Origin of the sequence: Sinomicrobium weinanense (genome assembly GCF_018863395.1) — a bacterium.
Classification (GTDB): domain Bacteria; phylum Bacteroidota; class Bacteroidia; order Flavobacteriales; family Flavobacteriaceae; genus Sinomicrobium; species Sinomicrobium weinanense.
The window spans coordinates 64,921-83,930 of the sequence record NZ_JAHKRR010000004.1 but is presented as its reverse complement, the minus strand read 5'-3'; the positions used below and the strand labels follow the sequence as shown (position 1 = coordinate 83,930).

General features: G+C 46.7%; 19 protein-coding genes. 13 read left to right on the top strand and 6 right to left on the bottom strand.

The annotated features are described in order from the left end of the window. Positions 1 to 63: 63 nt before the first annotated feature. Complete coding sequence (locus KN811_RS12750) at positions 64 to 819, bottom strand: lysophospholipid acyltransferase family protein (protein WP_187963529.1); 756 nt, start codon at positions 817 to 819, stop codon at positions 64 to 66. A 66-nt stretch (positions 820 to 885) separates the two neighbouring features. On the opposite strand from KN811_RS12750, the gene KN811_RS12745 reads away from it, so the two are divergent. Next, positions 886 to 1,122, top strand: a complete 237-nt coding sequence (locus KN811_RS12745; RefSeq protein ID WP_187963528.1) for a GlsB/YeaQ/YmgE family stress response membrane protein — start codon at positions 886 to 888, stop codon at positions 1,120 to 1,122. 306 nt (positions 1,123 to 1,428) lie between these two features. Then, on the top strand, positions 1,429 to 2,397 hold the full coding sequence (gene trpS, locus KN811_RS12740) for a tryptophan--tRNA ligase (protein ID WP_187963527.1): 969 nt from the start codon (positions 1,429 to 1,431) through the stop codon (positions 2,395 to 2,397). Between the two features lie 129 nt (positions 2,398 to 2,526). On the opposite strand, the gene dprA is transcribed toward trpS, so the two are convergent. Further along, positions 2,527 to 3,669, bottom strand: a complete 1,143-nt coding sequence (gene dprA, locus KN811_RS12735) for a DNA-processing protein DprA (protein ID WP_187963526.1) — start codon at positions 3,667 to 3,669, stop codon at positions 2,527 to 2,529. Positions 3,670 to 3,923: 254 nt separating this feature from the next. Between dprA and KN811_RS12730 the strand changes: the two genes are divergently transcribed. From KN811_RS12730 to KN811_RS12715, 4 genes are all read left to right on the top strand, one after another. After that, complete coding sequence (locus KN811_RS12730; protein ID WP_187963525.1) at positions 3,924 to 4,853, top strand: HU domain-containing protein; 930 nt, start codon at positions 3,924 to 3,926, stop codon at positions 4,851 to 4,853. Positions 4,854 to 5,121: 268 nt separating this feature from the next. After that, positions 5,122 to 5,631 (top strand): acyl-CoA thioesterase, encoded by a 510-nt coding sequence (locus KN811_RS12725; protein WP_187963524.1) that lies wholly within the window; start codon positions 5,122 to 5,124, stop codon positions 5,629 to 5,631. A gap of 73 nt (positions 5,632 to 5,704) precedes the next feature. Continuing rightward, positions 5,705 to 6,505 (top strand): PhzF family phenazine biosynthesis protein, encoded by an 801-nt coding sequence (locus tag KN811_RS12720; protein ID WP_187963523.1) that lies wholly within the window; start codon positions 5,705 to 5,707, stop codon positions 6,503 to 6,505. Between the two features lie 24 nt (positions 6,506 to 6,529). Continuing rightward, positions 6,530 to 7,042, top strand: coding sequence for a YdeI/OmpD-associated family protein (locus KN811_RS12715; RefSeq protein WP_187963522.1), 513 nt, complete (start codon positions 6,530 to 6,532; stop codon positions 7,040 to 7,042). On the opposite strand, the gene KN811_RS12710 is transcribed toward KN811_RS12715, so the two are convergent. The 4 genes from KN811_RS12710 to KN811_RS12695 form a co-directional block, all read right to left on the bottom strand. Next, positions 7,039 to 7,767, bottom strand: a complete 729-nt coding sequence (locus tag KN811_RS12710) for a metallophosphoesterase family protein (protein ID WP_187963521.1) — start codon at positions 7,765 to 7,767, stop codon at positions 7,039 to 7,041. The genes KN811_RS12715 and KN811_RS12710 overlap by 4 nt on opposite strands. Before the next feature lie 84 nt (positions 7,768 to 7,851). Beyond that, the gene (locus KN811_RS12705) at positions 7,852 to 8,988 is read right to left on the bottom strand and encodes an ATP-binding protein (protein ID WP_187963520.1); all 1,137 of its coding nucleotides are present in this window, start codon (positions 8,986 to 8,988) and stop codon (positions 7,852 to 7,854) included. 89 nt (positions 8,989 to 9,077) lie between these two features. Continuing rightward, the gene (locus KN811_RS12700) at positions 9,078 to 9,863 is read right to left on the bottom strand and encodes an SDR family NAD(P)-dependent oxidoreductase (RefSeq protein WP_425596663.1); all 786 of its coding nucleotides are present in this window, start codon (positions 9,861 to 9,863) and stop codon (positions 9,078 to 9,080) included. A 90-nt stretch (positions 9,864 to 9,953) separates the two neighbouring features. After that, positions 9,954 to 10,832, bottom strand: a complete 879-nt coding sequence (locus KN811_RS12695) for an aldo/keto reductase (RefSeq protein WP_187963519.1) — start codon at positions 10,830 to 10,832, stop codon at positions 9,954 to 9,956. Positions 10,833 to 10,984: 152 nt separating this feature from the next. On the opposite strand from KN811_RS12695, the gene KN811_RS12690 reads away from it, so the two are divergent. From KN811_RS12690 to KN811_RS12660, 7 genes are all read left to right on the top strand, one after another. Then, positions 10,985 to 11,842 (top strand): DUF4382 domain-containing protein, encoded by an 858-nt coding sequence (locus KN811_RS12690; protein ID WP_247716495.1) that lies wholly within the window; start codon positions 10,985 to 10,987, stop codon positions 11,840 to 11,842. A 335-nt stretch (positions 11,843 to 12,177) separates the two neighbouring features. After that, complete coding sequence (locus KN811_RS12685) at positions 12,178 to 13,179, top strand: AAA family ATPase (RefSeq protein WP_187963517.1); 1,002 nt, start codon at positions 12,178 to 12,180, stop codon at positions 13,177 to 13,179. Between the two features lie 117 nt (positions 13,180 to 13,296). Next, on the top strand, positions 13,297 to 14,163 hold the full coding sequence (locus KN811_RS12680) for a DUF58 domain-containing protein (RefSeq protein ID WP_187963516.1): 867 nt from the start codon (positions 13,297 to 13,299) through the stop codon (positions 14,161 to 14,163). A 55-nt stretch (positions 14,164 to 14,218) separates the two neighbouring features. Beyond that, the gene (locus KN811_RS12675) at positions 14,219 to 15,883 is read left to right on the top strand and encodes a BatD family protein (protein ID WP_223129332.1); all 1,665 of its coding nucleotides are present in this window, start codon (positions 14,219 to 14,221) and stop codon (positions 15,881 to 15,883) included. Position 15,884: 1 nt separating this feature from the next. After that, the gene (locus KN811_RS12670) at positions 15,885 to 16,886 is read left to right on the top strand and encodes a vWA domain-containing protein (protein WP_187963515.1); all 1,002 of its coding nucleotides are present in this window, start codon (positions 15,885 to 15,887) and stop codon (positions 16,884 to 16,886) included. Between the two features lie 138 nt (positions 16,887 to 17,024). Further along, a complete protein-coding gene (locus KN811_RS12665; protein ID WP_187963514.1) occupies positions 17,025 to 18,068 on the top strand; it encodes a VWA domain-containing protein in 1,044 nt (347 codons plus the stop codon). A 38-nt stretch (positions 18,069 to 18,106) separates the two neighbouring features. Next, positions 18,107 to 19,006 (top strand): tetratricopeptide repeat protein, encoded by a 900-nt coding sequence (locus KN811_RS12660; RefSeq protein WP_187963513.1) that lies wholly within the window; start codon positions 18,107 to 18,109, stop codon positions 19,004 to 19,006. Positions 19,007 to 19,010: the final 4 nt, after the last annotated feature.

The following is a 19,010-nucleotide window of genomic DNA, read 5'->3' as shown; positions in this document are numbered from 1 at the left end:
AAAGCCCCTCCCGGAGTAGTTATCAACGGAAAAATCCACCTTGCCCGGGCGACATCAATCGACTCATTTTTCTTTTTCCTTCCTGTATTCGCACAATTGCCTGTAAATAACTTCCCGCGCCTGTGCTTTTACCTCGCCGCGATCGGCAAGGCCAAAACCTTTTGTTTCTATAAAAGGATGGACTTTGACACGCATTATACCTGGACTTCCTTTAAAAAAGACATAAGGGAACCGCTTCTTATTGTCTGCAAAGGTCATGGGCACCAGGGGGATCTGGTAGGCAATAGCCAGCCGGAAAGCACCGTCCTTGAATTCATCCAGAAACACTTCTTCTTCCGGCACCCCCCCTTCGGGGAAAATACAGATACTGAGACCATCCTCCAGGCGTTTTCTCGCCCGGTCGTAGACCTCGGTACGGCTTTTTATACTATTGCGGTCTACTATAATACACACCCGTTTATAGAAAAAACCGAAGATGGGTATTTTGGTCAGCTCTTTTTTTCCCACAAACACAAATGGGTTACGGGACACTTTAAGCATCAGCATGATGTCTGCCATACTGGTATGGTTGGCTATAAGCACATAACTTTTCCCCTTTTCTATATTCTGCTCCCTTTGAATTCTGGGATAAAACCCCATGCCGTAGAGTATGATGTTGGCCCACACATTTCGTACCAGCCAGAAAAACTGATGATAGTACTTATCGGAGGATGTAAGTATTAAAAACGCAGGAGACAGTGGTATAATAGTACCCGCCATAAGCACATAAAACCAAATACGCCAGAGAATTAAAAACGGGTATTTAAGTAATTTCATCATAATTCAAAGTTAAACTTTTAAAAAAAATTCATATATTTAGATGAAAACTTTTAAATTTTTCCTGTTATGTTATATGCAATAATCATTGGAGCCATAGCCGGATGGCTGGCCGGTAAAATCATGAAAGGCGGAGGGTTTGGCGTATTAATCAACATCCTTCTCGGTATTATCGGCGGGTTTGTCGGTAACTGGCTCTTCGGGGTTCTGAACATCAGCATTGGTTCTGGCTGGATTGGAGACCTCATTACCGGTATCATAGGCGCCGTTGTTGTTCTCTTTGTCGTGGGGCTGTTCAAAAAATAGCATTGCCCTCTTACCACCTATATTTTCACCGCTTTTACCGAACAGCAAAAGCGGTTTCTTACATTTCCGCTCCGCAAAAGCAAATTTCTTCCTCTTTCTGCAGCATATGTTTTTTATTTGTCTTTATTTTGCAGGACTGAAAATCCGCGAATTTACCTTACGGCTTTTCACCAGATGATTTCTACTGCACAAATCCCGGCGAAAGGTATAAAACATCCGTGAATTCGCACCTGTGATTTTTTTTAACGACACAAAAAAATAAAGGATCCCGGTACCGGGGACCTACAAGAGAATATATCTGAAAACATGGCAAGAATACTTACAGGTATCCAAAGCACAGGAACCCCTCATTTGGGCAACATTCTGGGGGCCATTCTCCCGGCCATCAAAATGTCCGAACAGCCGGAGAACGACTCTTTTTTGTTCATCGCAGACATGCATTCCCTCACCCAGATAAAGAACGGAGAGGAATTGCGGCAAAACACCTATAATGTCGCAGCCACATGGCTGGCTTTCGGGCTGGACATAGACAAGGTGGTTTTCTACCGCCAGAGCGATGTAACGGAAACTGCGGAACTGGCCTGGTACCTGAGCTGTTTTTTCCCGTTTCAGCGGCTTACGCTTGCCCATTCTTTCAAGGACAAGGCAGACCGGCTGGAAGATGTAAACGCAGGGCTCTTCAGCTACCCCATGCTAATGGCCGCCGATATCCTGTTGTATGATGCGGAGATCGTTCCCGTGGGAAAAGACCAGATGCAACACCTGGAGATCACCAGGGATGTAGCCAACAGGTTTCACTCCAGGATGGGAGAAACTTTTGTCATCCCCGAAGGCAGGGTGCAGGAAAACGCCCAGTATATTCCCGGTACGGATGGCGGTAAAATGAGCAAGTCGCGCGGAAATACCATAAATCTTTTCCTGCCCGACAAGCAACTGCGCAAACGCGTTATGAGCATAGAAACCGACAGCACCCCGATGGAAGAGCCAAAAAATCCGGATACGTGCAACGTATTTGCCCTCTACAAATTACTGGGCGAACCGGAACAGGTAGAAACCATGCGCAACAACTACCTCGGAGGCGGTTACGGCTATGGCCATGCCAAGCAGGCCCTGTATGAGCTCATAACGGAAAAATTCGCCACAGAGCGGGAACGTTATCACTATTACATGAACCACCTGGACGAAGTAGACAATGCCCTGGCCATTGGCGCGGAAAAAGCGCGGAAAGTGGCGCGGAAAGTGCTGAAAAGGGTCAGGCACAAGATCGGATACTAAACAAAGTACGAAATACGAAGTGAGAAGTACAAAGTTGGAAAGACAAAGATCGTAGGGGCGCAATATATTGCGCCTCCACCCCGACAAAACCGGCATAATCAACATAAAAGCTGCCCTTCCTCTTCAAAATCAGTTTACAGCTTCAAACAATTTTCCGGGAAGGGGGCGGATTGCGCCTTTCATTTCCATGTTTAACAGCGTTGAAGAAACTTTGTATACAGGCAATTCGCATTCCAGCGCAATGATATCCAGCAGCTCCCTGCCGTTTTGATGAAGGAAATCGTAAATCCTTTTTTCGGTTTCGTCCAGATCCGCGAAAAGCTGTACCTGAACACCCTTCTGTTTTCCGGAACTTTTCTCCCGGGGCCTGTTTACACCCTCTAATTCCCGATGCCATCCCAGCACATACGCTATATCTGCCGCAGAGGTCAGTATATGAGCTTTCTGGCTCTTGATAAGGTTATTACACCCGCTGCTATACCTGTCTTCGGTTCTGCCTGGCACGGCAAAGACCTCCCTGTTGTATGAATGGGCTATGTCTGCCGTAACAAGCCCTCCTCCTTTTTCGGCAGACTCTATGACAACTGTGGCCTCAGACAGGCCTGCAATGATACGGTTCCGCTTCAGAAAATTCTCCCTTTCCGGGCTGCTGGTACTCCAGAAATCAGTTACAAAACCGCCATTGGCCTCCACTTCGTTCACATATCGTTTATGAGCCTTTGGGTATACCTGGTTTAGTCCGTGCGCCAGGCAACCGACAGTTTGCAGGCCGTTCTTTAATGCCGCTTTTTGTGCGGTTATGTCCACTCCATAGGCAAACCCGCTTACAATGATGGGGTCGAAAGGCGACAGTTCTTCGATAAGGCGCTCACAAAAACGCTTCCCGTAGGAAGTCACCCGCCTGGTCCCCACTACACTGATGATCTTTTTACCTCCGAAATCCACATTTCCCATACTGAACAATAGTACCGGGCCGTCCACACAGTGTTTCAGGCGGTACGGATAATCGGCATCCTCAAAATATGAACAGCATATATTATTGTCTTCGATAAACTTCAGTTCCCGTTCGGCGGCGAGCAGGTTTTCCCGGTTCCGGACACTTTGCGCCACCAGCCGGCCTATACCGTTGATCTTCTGTAAACTGCCCGGCCTTTCATCAAAGACAGCCTTTGCGCTTCCACAATGAGCTATGAGTTTCTTGGCCGTAATATCCCCTATTTTCGGGGCATTCTGAAGCGCCAGGACATACAGCAATTCGGATGTTGTTACCATACATATATTCGTTAATTCCGGGCATTTTCCCGAATTTTACGAAAGGCAGCGGAAAGTATTTCCGGTAAAAATAGGAATATTCGGCTAATTGTAAAACAGTTTTGGAGTTCTGGAGTTTTTAGGGCCTTTACAAATTAACCGACTAAAAAACTCCGGGACTCCAAAACTCCGAACTACATGCCTGGGGATAAACCTGTTAATATTTTTTTGCGAGGTTCCTTTTATGGCACGAAAAAAATCGCCATATTTGTTTTATGCAGTTAGAACACTACATCAGCGAGTTATTGTACAGGTATTCATGTGTTACCGTTCCGGAATTCGGTTCGTTTCTGACCCAGTACAGGTCGGCACAAATACGGGATCATGCGTTTTTCCCGCCTTCAAAGGCAGTTTCTTTCAATGCACAACTGGTCTCCAATGACGGCCTGTTGATAAGACATATTGCAGAAACGGAAGACACATCTTATGAAAAGACACTTATCCGTGTAAAAAAGGCGGTTCTTTCCTGGAAAGACACCTTGCAACAGGATGAGAAACTCACACTAAAAAACATAGGCCTCCTCTGGCTGAACAAGGAAGGCAGCATACAGTTCCAGCCCTTCAGCGAAAAGAACTATCTGACCGATTCCTTTGGAATGGGCTCTTTCAACTCCCCGGAGATCACCAGGGAGATTATGAAAGAAGAGGTTGTGATGCTGGAAGAAAGAACGCCACTGCTGTTTACCCCGGAAAGGCGTGCACGCAAGAGGTCTTACCTGAAATATGCCGCCATATTACTGCTATCCCTTTCCATAGGAGCTGTGGGATACCAGTCTTTAAGGATGGAACAACAAAAGCAGCAATTACAGATAGCCGAACAGGAAGCACAGCAGCAATTGCAGAAAACCATACAGCAGGCCACATTTTTTGACACCACTCCCGTAGACCTCCCTTCCATTACACTCAAAGCTACCAAAAAACCGTTGTATTATGTGGTAGCAGGGGCATTCCGCATAGAAGAGAACGCCGAAAAGAAAATGGAAGAGCTGGCAGCCAAAGGTTATAAACCCGAAAGGATCGCTACGCAATACGGCCTGCACCAGGTAGCATTCGGAAGCTACACCAACTCCAGGGATGCCATAAACTTCCTGAACAAGGTAAAACCGGAAGCACCCGAAGCCTGGCTGCTGATCTCTAAAAACTGATCGGACACCTTTTTTAAGAACATTATATTTTTAAGTCCCGGCAAAAAGCCGGGACTATTATTTTATCCTTCGCCTTTAATTTATATCCTGGGCTTCGCCTCCAATCAACCACCGGGTAACTGAAACCAACATGCAACATTAAACCCGAAGGGCTCAGGAACCAAAGAAACTTAAAAGTAAATTTTTCACACACCGATCACCGAATACCGATTACTGACCACCAAATACCTCCCGCCATTTCCATATCTTTGCAAAAATTCATACACACATGCAAGCAAAGACTCCCGGAGAATCCAGGACTACCATGACCGACCTGGTCTTACCCAGTGAAACCAACCCTCTCAACAATCTCTTCGGAGGCGAGTTACTGGCCCGGATGGACAGGGCGGCAAGTATAGCAGCGCGAAGGCACTCCAGAAGGATCGTCGTTACGGCTTCCGTAAACCACGTAGCCTTTAACAGGGCTGTACCGCTGGGAAGTGTAGTCACCGTAGAAGCTGCTGTATCCAGGGCCTTTAAAAGCTCTATGGAGGTGTTTATCGATGTCTGGATAGAAGACCGGGAAAGTGGTTCCAGGACCAAGGCCAATGAAGCCATCTATACTTTTGTTGCCGTAGACGAAACCGGAAGGCCCATAGCAGTCCCTCCGGTAAAACCGGAAACCGACCTGGAAAAATCCCGTTTTGCTGCTGCATTACGGAGAAAACAACTCAGCCTTGTACTGGCCGGGAAGATGAAGCCCAACGAGGCCACGGAACTGAAGGCGCTTTTTGAATAGCCCGTAGTTGATAATACTTTGGTTATTTTGTCATACGCAAGCAGGAATCCCTCAAACAATAAACAGCTATAAAATGATAAATAACACAACGATATATCAGGTTGATGCTTTCACCGACGAACCTTTTAAGGGTAACCCGGCGGGCGTGATGATAACAGACAATCCATTGACCCCTGACCAGATGCAGAATATCGCATTGGAGATGAATTTATCCGAAACCGCTTTTATCACCCCGAATGAAACCGGATTCAATATCCGCTATTTTACACCGACAAATGAAGTTCCGCTTTGCGGGCACGCAACCTTAGCCGGTTCTCATATCATCTATGAACTCGGTCTGAAGAAAAAACACGAAACCATTGAATTTACAGCCGAAGATAACGATCTGACCATAAAAAAAGACAATGACTGGATTGTTATGGACTTCCCGAAATACCCGGTACAGAAGATCAATACCCCTAAAGATTTTAAACGTTCATTAGGCTTCGAACCTGTTGAAACATATTCGAGCATTTACGACTGGGTCATAGCGGTTGCTGAAAATGAAGCCGAAATTTCCAGTTCCAGGCCGGATTTTGAATTCATGAAAAAAAATGGATTGGGGCACATCATGATAACTTCGAAAAGCGAATCACACCAGGCAGATTTTGTCGTTCGATGTTTCGCACCCTCATTAGGAATAAATGAAGACCCTGTTACGGGTTCTGCACATTGCGCACTTACCCCGTTGTGGTCAGAGAAACTGGAGAAGACCGAATTGGATTCTGTACAGTTATCAAAAAGAACAGGTAAATTAAAAGTCAGACTGAATAACGGCAGGGTTGAGATCAAGGGAAAAGCCTTAACGATATTTGAGGCAAAAATGAAGTTTTAAAAATACCAATGCACAACTATCATTATGGAAACTTTCACCTCACCAGTGATCAGGATCGACTCTCCGGTATGGACATCCATTGCCCCTGTACCTCAGCCCATCGCGGAAAACCTGATCGAAAAAACCACAGACAAAAGGGTGATCTGCACCCTGAATGACAAGCTAAAAAAACACTGCGCCCTGATGCCGAGAGGTGACGGCTCTTATTACATCCTCATCAATAAACAGGAACTAAAACAGCTCGGAATATCCCTGAACGAAGAAATACACATTTCCCTGGCACCGGACCATTCCGACTACGGAATGCCTCTGGACGACGAATTCAGGGCAGTACTGGACTCCGATCCCGAAGGTGAAAAGTATTTCGAGGCACTGACACCGGGCAAAAAGCGGACGCTGCTCTATATGGTCCACAAAATAAAGGACGGGCAGAAAAAAATACTCAAATCGATCATTATTGTCGACCACCTGAAAATGACAGGCGGAAAAATAGACTACAAACTCCTGCAGCAACAGTTCAAAGAACGGAAATCCTAATTCCTGCCGTTCTCCCGGGGATAGAGCTCCCACACGGGTTCACTCTGCCAGAACATTTTAGTGCTCACATCCATAATGGTCAGAGGTCCTTTAAAAGCAGCTCCGGTATCCACGTTCCACACATTTGCAGCATTAACGGGGGTCAGCTTTCCGATCCTGGTCACCGGTGTATGCCCGATAAAAATTTCGCGATAATGTGTCAACCTGGCCGGGTACCTGTATTCATCCTCGCTGATGGAAGTATCCAGTGAAAGTGCCGTTTCCCAAAGCGTTCTGTCCCAATATAACATCTCAGGAAAATATTCGTGTTCCACTCCGTGGAGGCTGGTAAAACCGGCGTGAAGGAACAACCGGTTATCATCATCCAGGTAGTAGTTGCGAAGCTGCCCCAAAAACTCCAAATGCCGTTCCCGGGTAGCTGCCCCTATTCCGTGGTATGCGTCGATAGTGGCCTGCCCACCGTGATAGAGCCATTGCTCATTACTTTCCCCGGTTTTGAGCCACTTATTACAAAAATCGTCGTGATTGCCCTGTATAAATATACACGAACGGTGCTCCTTCAACTCCATGAGAAAGTCCAGAACCTGCGGAGACTGGCTCCATCCGTCCACGTAATCCCCCAGAAATATGAGTGTATCATCTTTTGAAATTTCCGCCCTTTCCAGGACCTGTTCCAGTGCTTTCAGAGCACCGTGAATATCACCAATAACGAATGTCTTGTTCATTCTGTTCTTTCAGTTAAGTATATTTATAACCATGCTCCTTTCCGATCCGGACCGTGTATCCGTAAGGGAAGTAAATGAAACCGGCTAACTGTATTTCACTTTCCGTAGTACCCGGAGAGATTCCTTGAGGGACTCATATATCGTACGGTCGTATTCCTTGATCTCCAGGCGGTATTTTTCCAGTTTTTCCTTCGCATCGTCAAACCCGTTCAGCGCACACAGCAGGTAGGTGGCGGGCAGGTTTACCACATCTTTTTTCTCATGGGCTGTCAACGACAGCCCTTTCCTGATCTTTTCCAGCAGCACATTGTTGGTGTTATACACATGATACAATGCTTTTTTATCGTATTGCGGTGGTTCAAAAATAAGGGTGCTGTCTATCTTGTAAGACCCGTTGTCATTAAACGTGATCGTCACAGTTTCAAGGGGATAATATTTCTGCTGCCCGTTGAGGCCGAGCTGTATATATTCTGTGGTGGAAAAGGAATTTTCATCGGTCGTGATCTCCACTTCATCCAGGGCCGAATAGAAAAGGCGGACCTGCTCGTTGATCAGTTCTATATCTACCCGGGAATAATAGGTACTCCCCTCCACCTTTTTGGTGATCCCTGCCCAGCACACTACAAATTGCTCTTTAAACACCTTATAATGCGCCTCCAGGTCTTTATGCTTGTTATACACAAAGTCTACAACCCCGTTGAGCGTAAGCTCTATATTATTGCTCGCATGCTGTTCTATCTCTGCTACCACTGCAGAATTGGTGTCTTTGATCTCAATATCGAACACCTTGGGCATACTCATGCTTCCATCCCGGAAAAAGACCGATCCGCCGTAGTATTTCCAGATATTCCTGCGCAGGGAGCACAATTTTCCCGTGGAGCGTATGGTCACCAGCCCTACCACCTTGCCGTCGGGCAGGTGCGGGAACGGGATATTTTCGTAAGAGATAAGAGGAGGGTTGCCCAGGTAGGCATTGACGAGGTTCTGTATCTTGCTGTCGTCGAAAAAATCAGTTCCTACAATAGCGTTGTCCTCATCTTCCACCCCAACCACGATAAAAGAGTTGTTCTTAGGATTGGAATTGGCCAGCGCACAGACGTGTTTTAAAAACTTGCCCTTTCCTTCCTTCTCGCCAATATTGATGAAACGCTTTTTGTCGTAAAAGCTGTTTTCATCATTATGTGCTAAAAGATTCTTTACTAAAAGGCGCTTGTTGATCATGATTAATTCGATCCGCCGGAAACTATTTATCTATGTTGAATACTGGCCATAAGCCATTGGAATCCATTTTTCCCGGCGCTTTTTTCTTTTCACAATTTTTTATTCACCAGGGTGCTCGAAGCCTGCGCAGTGGGCAACACCAGCAGATCAGCAATGTTGACGTGATACGGCCTTGTGACTACAAAGCAGATAATATCTGCTATATCTTCGGCCTGCAGGGCCTTATATCCCTGATATACGGTTTCAGCCCTTCCGGTATCTTCCTTAAACCTCACTTTGCTGAATTCGGTCTCCACCAGTCCGGGATGTACTGCCCCGACCCTGATGCCACTTGCGTTTAAATCTATACGCATACCCTCGGTTATAGCATCTACCGCATGTTTGCTGGCACAATACACATTTCCGTTGGGATACACTTCCTTCGCCGCAAGGGAGCCGATGTTGATAATATGTCCCTTTTGCCGTTTCACCATATTCGGGATAATTGCCTTTGACACATATAAAAGCCCTTTTACATTAATATCCATCATAGCATCCCAGTCGTCCGTATTTCCGGATTGTACGGGGTCCAGTCCGTGGGCATTTCCTGCGTTATTCACCAGTATATCGATATCCGAAAATTTTCCGGGCAGGCTTTCCACAGCCTTGAAAACCCCTTCCTTGTCACTTACATCGAACTGCAGGGTATGCACCTCAGTAAAGGCAGACAGTTCTATCTTAAGGTTGTCCAGGCGTTCCTGCCTTCTGCCGCACAGCACAAGGTTTATCCCCTTTCCGGCAAAAGCCCGGGCGGTGGCCCTCCCTATGCCACTGGTAGCCCCGGTGATAAATGCGGTTGTCTTGTTGTTCATAGTGTTGTTTTCTTCGTTATTCATAGCGCTTAATTCGGTATCGGTGGTCAGTATTCGGTGGTCGGTAGGGGTATTCAATTGCCGATTACTGAATACCGATTACAACCCCCGCTCCTACGGTACTTTATGTCCCTGGCTGGCTACCAGCAGTGCAAACCAGTCTTCGAGCTCCATTTCTATATCTAGGGCTTTGACCGCATTGGTTATCCTTTCCGGTGAGGTGGTTCCGATCACCGGGTGTATTGCTGCGGGGTGTTTCAATATCCAGGCCAGTAAAAGCTGATCGGCCGATACGCGGTATTTCACTACGAGGTCCATCAGCAATTGCTGTACCCGTTCGGTTTGCGGCGTTTTTTCCCGGAACGTTTTTCCGAGCGGGCTCCACGCCATGGGAGTTATATCTTCTACTATCATCTGGTCCAGGCTGCCGTTGTGCATGGCACTGAACTCCGTGATGGAAAATTCGATCTGATTGGCACTCACCTCCACCGCAGACTTTACCAGGTCTACCTGCGAAGGGGAAAAATTAGACAGCCCGAACTCCCTGACCTTTCCGGAAGATCGCAGTTTTTCCACAGCCCCGGCTATTTCCGAGGGGTCCATCAAAGGACTCGGCCTGTGAAGCAGCAACAGGTCCAGGTAATCCGTCCGGAGGTTTTTAAGCGATTGCTCTACCGACCAAACAATGTAGTTTCCCGAATAGTTATAATGCTTTATCTTATTATCCCTTTTTTCACAGACATACTGAATGCCACACTTGGAGATCAGCTCGATGTCATCTCTCCGTATGCCGCTGTCGGCAAAAGCACGCCCGAATTCTTCTTCGGTGGTATACCCGCCGTAAATATCGGCATGGTCAAAAGTGGTGATCCCGTTTTCCAGGCAGTGGTGCATGCGTTCTTCCATTTCTTTTGCGGAGAACTTCTTTCCCCACTTCCCCCAGGTCATGCTCCCTGCGATGATCCTCGAAAACTCCGTATTTCTTTTTTTCATAAAAAATTTAAACAGTTTCTATTCTCTGTGTATAAAAGTAACACTTTATTTCGGAGATGTCCGTGAACAAAATATTAAAAAATAAACCTGCTGCATGGTAGGGTTTTACGTCTTAAAACTGTTTTAATTAATGAATGCAAAAACTGACAAAAATGAAACGTTTTAAATTCTTATCCGTAGTGATGTCCGTTTTATTTCTGGGCATCGGACTACTAAGCTCGTGCAGTAGCGATGACAACAACAACAGTGAACAGACCGCAAAAATCTCCGTAAGGCTGACAGACGCCCCGGGTGATTATGAAGCGGTCTATATCGATGTACAGGACGTACTGGTAAACCGGGATGCCAGTGACAGTACAGAAGGCGGCTGGGAAAGCATAGGCTTCGTAGAAACAGGAATATACGATTTGCTGGAACTTACCGGTGGAACAACAACCCTTCTGGTAGAGGGGGATATTCCGGCCGGAAGGCTGGAACAGGTGCGCCTCGTTTTAGGAGACCAGAATAGTGTAGTAATAGACGGAGAAGAAATTCCGCTTACCACTCCCAGCGCACAACAATCGGGCTTAAAACTCAACGTTCATGCGGACCTTGAAGCTGGTTTTACTTATGACTTTACACTAGATTTTGACGTGGACAAGTCTATTGTGAAAGCCGGAGCTTCCGGTAAGTATATTTTAAAGCCTGTGATCCGTGTAAGCACCGAAGTATCTTCAGGGATCATCACCGGAGCGGTTGCTCCCACCCCGGCAGAACTGGGCTTCCAGGTACTCGCTTCCGTACCGGTAGGCGAAATGGATACCATATCGGCCTACACTAACGAAAACGGCGTGTTTATGCTTTACGGCGTTCCCGAAGGAACCTATCCCGTAACCCTTACACCCCAGGATACCTTAGGCCTTTCTCCTATTACCGTAGACAATGTTATTGTTGTCAATGGCGAAATTTCCGACATCGGTACCATAAACATAGATACGGAGCCGGAAACGGAAGAAAGTGGTTCTGAATAATATTTTGTAACAAGAAAACCGGCAGCAGGAAAAAACCTGCTCCGGATGATATCAGGGGAATCCGTAACGGGAAGCCTGTCGCGACCAGTAATTTGCAGTTTATCAGGCTTTGGGGTATATTTTTCTCGTTACGGATCCCCTTTTATTATTCCCTTTTTCTCTTCCCTTATTGATCATATCAGTTAATTTATCATAAAATTTTATAAAGAGTACGTTATTAATAGAGTACTCTTTTATTTTTTAACTATAAATTAACTATCGCATTCTAAATTAATCTTTCAATTTGCATCGTAATAATAAGGTTTAGTATATTCACGGCGGAAAAATTAAAATCGATGGAAGATAGCAGAACCTCAGACATTGGTCTGATCAACGAAAAAATAGAGAAAGAAAGTGCTTTTGTCGATCTGCTCACCTTAGAGATGAATAAGGTCATAGTAGGACAAAAGCACATGGTAGAGCGGCTCCTGATAGGACTTCTGGCTCAGGGGCACATTCTGCTGGAAGGGGTTCCCGGACTGGCAAAGACCCTGGCCATCAACACACTTTCCAAAGCGGTGCACGGCAGCTTCAGCAGGATACAATTTACACCCGACCTGCTCCCTGCTGATGTGATAGGGACCATGATATACAACATTAAGCAAAATGATTTTTCTATTAAAAAAGGGCCCATTTTTGCCAATTTCGTACTGGCAGACGAGATCAACCGGGCACCTGCCAAGGTGCAATCGGCACTGCTCGAGGCCATGCAGGAAAAACAGGTCACTATCGGAGATGAGACCTTTAAGCTGGACAAGCCGTTCCTCGTTATGGCCACCCAGAACCCCGTAGAGCAGGAAGGTACCTACCCGCTTCCCGAAGCACAGGTAGACCGTTTTATGCTTAAAACCGTCATCGACTACCCGAAACTCGATGAAGAACAACTTATCATCAGGGCCAACCTCAAGGGGGCCTTCGAAGAAGTAAATCCGGTAGTAACCCTGGAGCAGATACTATCAGCCCAGCAAGCTGTCCGGGAAGTGTATATGGATGAAAAAATAGAAAAATACATTCTCGACCTCATCTTCGCTACCCGATACCCTGAAAAATACAAGCTATCCGACATAAAGCCCCTGATCAACTTCGGGGCATCCCCGAGGGGAAGTATTAACCTGGCCAGCGCAGCCAAATGCTACGCCTTTATAAAACGGCGGGGCTATGTGGTCCCTGAAGATGTCAGGGCCATAGTCCACGACGTTCTCCGCCACAGAATAGGCATTACCTATGAGGCGGAAGCCGAAAACATTACTTCTGTAGATATTATCAATAAAATTGTAAATGAAGTAGAAGTTCCTTAGGAAGCGAGTTAAAGCATTCAAAGGGAATAGAGATGGAGCAATAGTTTAACATATCTAACAAGTAAGCCGTTAGACACTAGAAAACCCTCCTCCCCGGAGGGATCAGGAAGGGTAAGTATGGATACCAAAGAACTACTTAAAAAAGTCAGGAAAATAGAGATCAAGACACGCAGGTTGTCCGATCACATCTTTGGGGGCGAATACCATTCCACCTTCAAAGGCAGGGGAATGACTTTCAGCGAGGTCCGCCAGTACCAGTTTGGCGATGACGTGAGAAATATTGACTGGAATGTCACTGCACGGTATAACGAACCCTTTGTAAAGGTATTCGAAGAAGAGCGGGAACTCACCATGATGCTCGTTGCAGACATCAGCGGCAGCCAGTTTTTCGGTACTACCGCCCAGTTCAAAAACGAGATCATCACGGAAATAGCCGCCACCCTGGCTTTCTCCGCCCTTCAGAATAACGATAAAATAGGGCTTATCCTGTTTTCAGACAAGATAGAGCTCTACATTCCGCCCAAAAAGGGAAAATCGCATGTGCTCCGCATTATCCGCGAATTGCTGGAGTTTGAATCCGAAAGCAAAAAAACGGATATTGCAGAAGCCCTGAAGTTCCTGTCCAACGTCATGAAAAAAAAGGCTATTGTCTTTGTCCTTTCCGACTTTATGGACGAAGACTATGACCACACCCTGAAGATCGTAGGTAAAAAGCACGACATTACCGGCATCCGGGTGTATGACAAGCACGAAGAAAACCTGCCTAACCTCGGGCTTATTATGGCCGAGGACGAAGAAACCGGAGAACTGGTAACTGTGAACACCCGATCCAGGAAGGTACGCAACAACTACGCAGCCTATCACAGGGAACGCGTCGATTATTTTCAAAACTCCTTTACCAGGAACGGCGCCGGAGTGCTGAACAACAGGATAGACGAAAGTTATGTAAAAAAACTTCTGGGATATTTTAAGCGAAGAGCGTAACCGATAAGCGGGAACAAGGCCAATGCAAAGCAAGGCCCATAATTTTGAATGATGCATGATTAAAGACCTTTTCGTCATAGGAACCAAATATTTTTCCCTCACTGCCGTGGGGGTAAAAATACTTTTTGCTGCTGCGCTCCTATCTGTCCCTTTCCGGGGTATTGCCCAAAACACCCCCCGGGTTTCTTCCCGGATAGATTCCACTCAAATGAGGATCGGGGAACAGCTCCGGTACCAGATCGAAATAGAGGCCGATAGCACTGCCCTTGTGGTCTTTCCGGAAGGACAGACCTTTACCCCGCTCGAAATGGTGGAGGCCACCGACATTGATACCTTCAGAAACAAAGACAGGTTTAATCTCACCCGGAAATACGCCCTGACCCAGTTCGACTCCGGTCACTATACCCTTCCGCGGCAAAAGATTATCATCAACAACAAGGAATTCTACACCGATTCCCTTCAGGTTACCGTCAGTGACATCCCGGTAGATACCACATCGCAAAAGATGTATGACATAAAACCGCTCGCAGAAGTCAGCAACAACTACTCCGGATGGGGAAAAATACTGCTATGGGCACTAATAGGCCTGCTCGTGGCCGGTGCCCTGGTATATTGGTTCTTTATTCGTAAAAAACCGCTCAGCGACGCCGAAAAAGAAGCCCTCTTACCTCCTTTTGACCGTGCTCTGCTGGGACTTAAGAAACTGGAGGAATCGAGATACCTCATACAATCCCAGTACAAAGAATACTATTCAGAACTCACCAATATCGTCCGGGCCTACCTGGAAGAAGAAATCCATATCTCTGCCATGGAAAGCACCACCGAAGAACTGGTGGCCCGACTGGAGCTGTTGCAGCAGAGCGGCAAGCTCAACCTGGAAAAACCTACGATAGACAACTTCAAAAACGTGCTGAAGAAAGCCGACCTGGTAAAATTTGCGCGCTCAAGGCCCGAAACCCGTGCGGCCGAGGAAGACCGTAAGGTCATCGAAAATGTAGTGGTAAAGACCCGGGAAGCCATTCCCGAGCCTACGGAAGAAGAGTTGCTCCAACAAGAAGAATACCAGGCCAAACTGGAACGCAAGCGCCGTAAGAAAAAACGGGTCCTCATCGGCATAACTGCGGCATGCCTGCTACTGATCACTACCGGGGGAGCCGTAGCCTATTACGGGTTCTACCAGGTTAAAGACACTGTTTTCGGACATCCCACCAGGGAACTTCTCCACGGCGAGTGGATCACCAGTGAATACGGCTACCCGATCATTACCCTGGAAACCCCCAAAGTACTCCGGAGAGCCGAAGTGAAACTTTCGAATGCCATGAAAAAGGTCATAAGCACTAATCAGACCTTTGTTTATGGAAACTTTACCGGAAATTTCCATGTTTCGGCCAGCGTAACCACCCTTCGGGAAGGTGTGGAATTCCGTGTCGAGGATGCCGTACAGGGCGCCATAGCCACGATGGAACAGCAGGGGGCAAAAAACATCATAGTAAAACAGGATGAGTTCACCACTCCGTCCGGGAAAAAAGGCAGTAAGGTTTACGGAAACCTGGACATTACCACCCCCGATGGAGAAACGATAAAAGGAGAGTACATCATGCTGAATTTCACCGAAAAAGGAGCATTCCAACAGGTGATCATCGTCCATAAACAAGACGACCGGTATGCTAAAGATATTGAGAACAGGATCGTAAATTCCATCGATTTTAAAACCCAATAAAATGCTGGAGAATATTCAATTTGCCAATCCACAATTCTTCTGGTTGCTATTGTTGCTTCCTCTGGCACTCGTATGGTATCTGTTCAACCGGAAAAAGGAAATGGCCTCCCTGAGGATCTCCTCCGTAAAGGGGTTCAAAGCGGGTGCTTCCATCCTGCCCAAATTAAAACCGGGACTTTTTTTCCTGCGGATGCTGGCACTGGCAGCACTGATCACAGCGATGGCCAGGCCTCAAACCCTGGATATTTCTTCCCGTACCAAGACTACGAGAGGGATAGACATCGTTATGGCGCTCGATTTTTCCTCCAGTATGCTGGCCAGGGACCTGAAGCCCAACCGCCTTATTGCCCTTAAGGAAGTGGTGGCAGAATTTATAAAGAACAGGCCCAATGACAGGATAGGCCTTGTGGCCTATGCCGGCGAAAGTTATACCCCCATCCCCGTTACCAGCGACAAAGCGCTGGTATTGAGCACCCTCGACGAGATGGATTTTGAAATGCTCAAAGACGGTACGGCCATTGGTATGGGACTGGCTACCGCTGTAAACCGCCTTAAAGACAGTAAAGCCGAGAGCAAGGTTATCATTCTCCTCACCGACGGGGTGAACAATACCGGGGTTATCGAACCCCTTACGGCTACGGAACTGGCCAAGGAATACAACATAAAGACCTACACCATAGGCCTGGGCACCAACGGTATGGCCATGACACCCGTAGCCTATAACCCCGACGGATCGTTCCGGTATGGCATGCAAAAAGTGGAGATCGACGAAAAACTACTCAAGGACATCGCCAAGGAAACCGGAGGGAAGTATTTCAGGGCCACGAACAACGAGAAACTCGAAGAGATCTATGACGAGATCAACCAAATGGAAACCACTGAAATAGAAGAATTCAAATATTACAATTACGAAGAGAAATTCCGGCCGCTGGCCCTGCTTGCAGGTGCCCTCCTGTTGCTGGAATTGCTGTTGCGGTATACCGTTTTTCGAAGTTTTGTATAGAATTTGGTCATGAGATAATGCTAATAGGATAAAGTATTAAAAAGTTAAAAAATAATTAATCTGAACAGGCTTGTCATCCAAACCCAGAATTATTCCGTAAACTGTAAACAGGGGAACAACAAACTATAAACAAACCAGATGTACGTACTGGAAGAAAAAATATATTTTTATCTGCTCGCCATTATCCCGGTGGTGATACTGCTTTTTACCTTTCTGCAACTGTGGAAAAAAAGGACACAGAAAAAATTTGCAGACGCCCCCCTGATGAAAAGGCTCAGCCCCGAGGCTTCTACGTTCAAGCCCCTGTTGAAACTCATCACCTTGTTGCTGGCATTTACCTGCCTGTCCTTTGCGCTGGTAAACCCGAAACTGGGTACAAAACTCGAAACGGTAAAAAGAGAAGGAGTGGACATTGTGTTTGCCGTAGATGTGTCTAAAAGTATGCTGGCCGAAGACATCACACCCAACCGGCTCGAAAAGGCCAAGCGGCTCATTTCGGAGACCATCAACCAGCTGGCAGGCGACCGTATAGGTATTATTGCCTATGCCGGCGAGGCCTTTCCCCAGCTGCCTATCACCACCGACTATGCCGCTGCAAAAATGTTCCTCCAGGGCATGAATACCGATATGTTATCTTCCCAGGGCACAGCTATCGGAGATGCCATAGACATGGCCAAGGACTATTTTAACGACGAAGAACAGACCAATAAGATCCTCGTTATCGTTTCTGACGGCGAAGATCACCAAAAGAGTATAAACCAACCCATAGAAGAGGCCATAGAAAAAGGTATCCGCATAGTTACCATAGGTGTAGGGACAGCCAAAGGAGGCCCTATTCCCATCAAGCGGAACGGCATCACCGAAACCTATAAAAAAGACCGGCAGGGCGAAACAGTGATAACCAAACTGGATGAAACCACCCTGAAAGACATTGCCGAAGAAAGCAACGGTGCCTATATCAACGGGTCAAGCACATCGGAAGTTATTTCTTTTATGAAGGACTTCCTGGGGCAACTGGATAAAAAAGAATTTGAGACCAAACAATTTGCCGACTATAAAAGTCAGTTCCAATGGTTTTTGGGGGCAGCTATTTTATTTCTAATTTTAGACCTCCTCTTTCTCGAGAGAAAGACCAGCTGGGTGCGGAAACTGAACCTGTTTAATGAAAAGAACGAAAAATAACGCCCCGAGAACCTGTCAATCCACGAAAGTACAGAAAGATGACCATTTTTATAAAATATAAGAGAGCTTTAAACCCGGGAAACTGGATACCTGTGGCGCTGCTCCTGTCTGTCTTCCTTTCCTACGGTCAGGAAAAAGAAAAGGACCAGGAAGCCGAAAAGGCAGCACAGGTATCCGAAAAATTCCTGTATGAAGCCAATGAAGAACTGGCCAGGGACAATTTTGAAGATGCTGAGGTCAATTACAGGAAATCCATCGCAAAAGATGCCGAAAACGCCACTGCGAAGTACAACCTGGGAAATGCCTACTACCGTAGAGAAGAGCTCGGAGAGGCCTTTACCCGGTATAAACAGGCCGGGGAAACAGGCCGGAGCAAGGAAGAAAAACATAGGGCTTATCACAACCTCGGCAATGTGTTTATGAAAAACAAGGAATACCAGAAGGCGGTAGAAGCCTATAAAGAAGCCCTGCGAAACGGCCCTACGGACGAAGAAACCCGGTATAACCTGGCACTTGCCAAGGAAATGCTGGAGAAAAACCCTCCCGAAGACAACAAGAACGATAAGGACAACAAAGACAAGAACAAGGACAAGGATCAGGACAAACAGGACCAGGATCAGCAAAACCAGGATCAGGGCGGGAAAGACAAAAAAGAAAAAGACCAGGACCAGAAAGACCAGGGAGACAAAGGCGATCAACAGCCCGAAAACAATAAGGACCAGGGAGATGATGAAAAGGGTCAAAATGAGGAAGACCAGAACCAGGAAGGACAACCCGAAGAAGGCGAAGGACAACCCCGTGCCGGGCAGCGCCAGCTATCTCCTCAACAGATACAGGCTTTGCTCGATGCCATGAGCAAGGAAGAAAAACGGGTACAGGACAAGGTCAATGCCAAAAAGGCCAAAGGGGTCAAGGTCTCTTCCGAAAAAGACTGGTAGACCG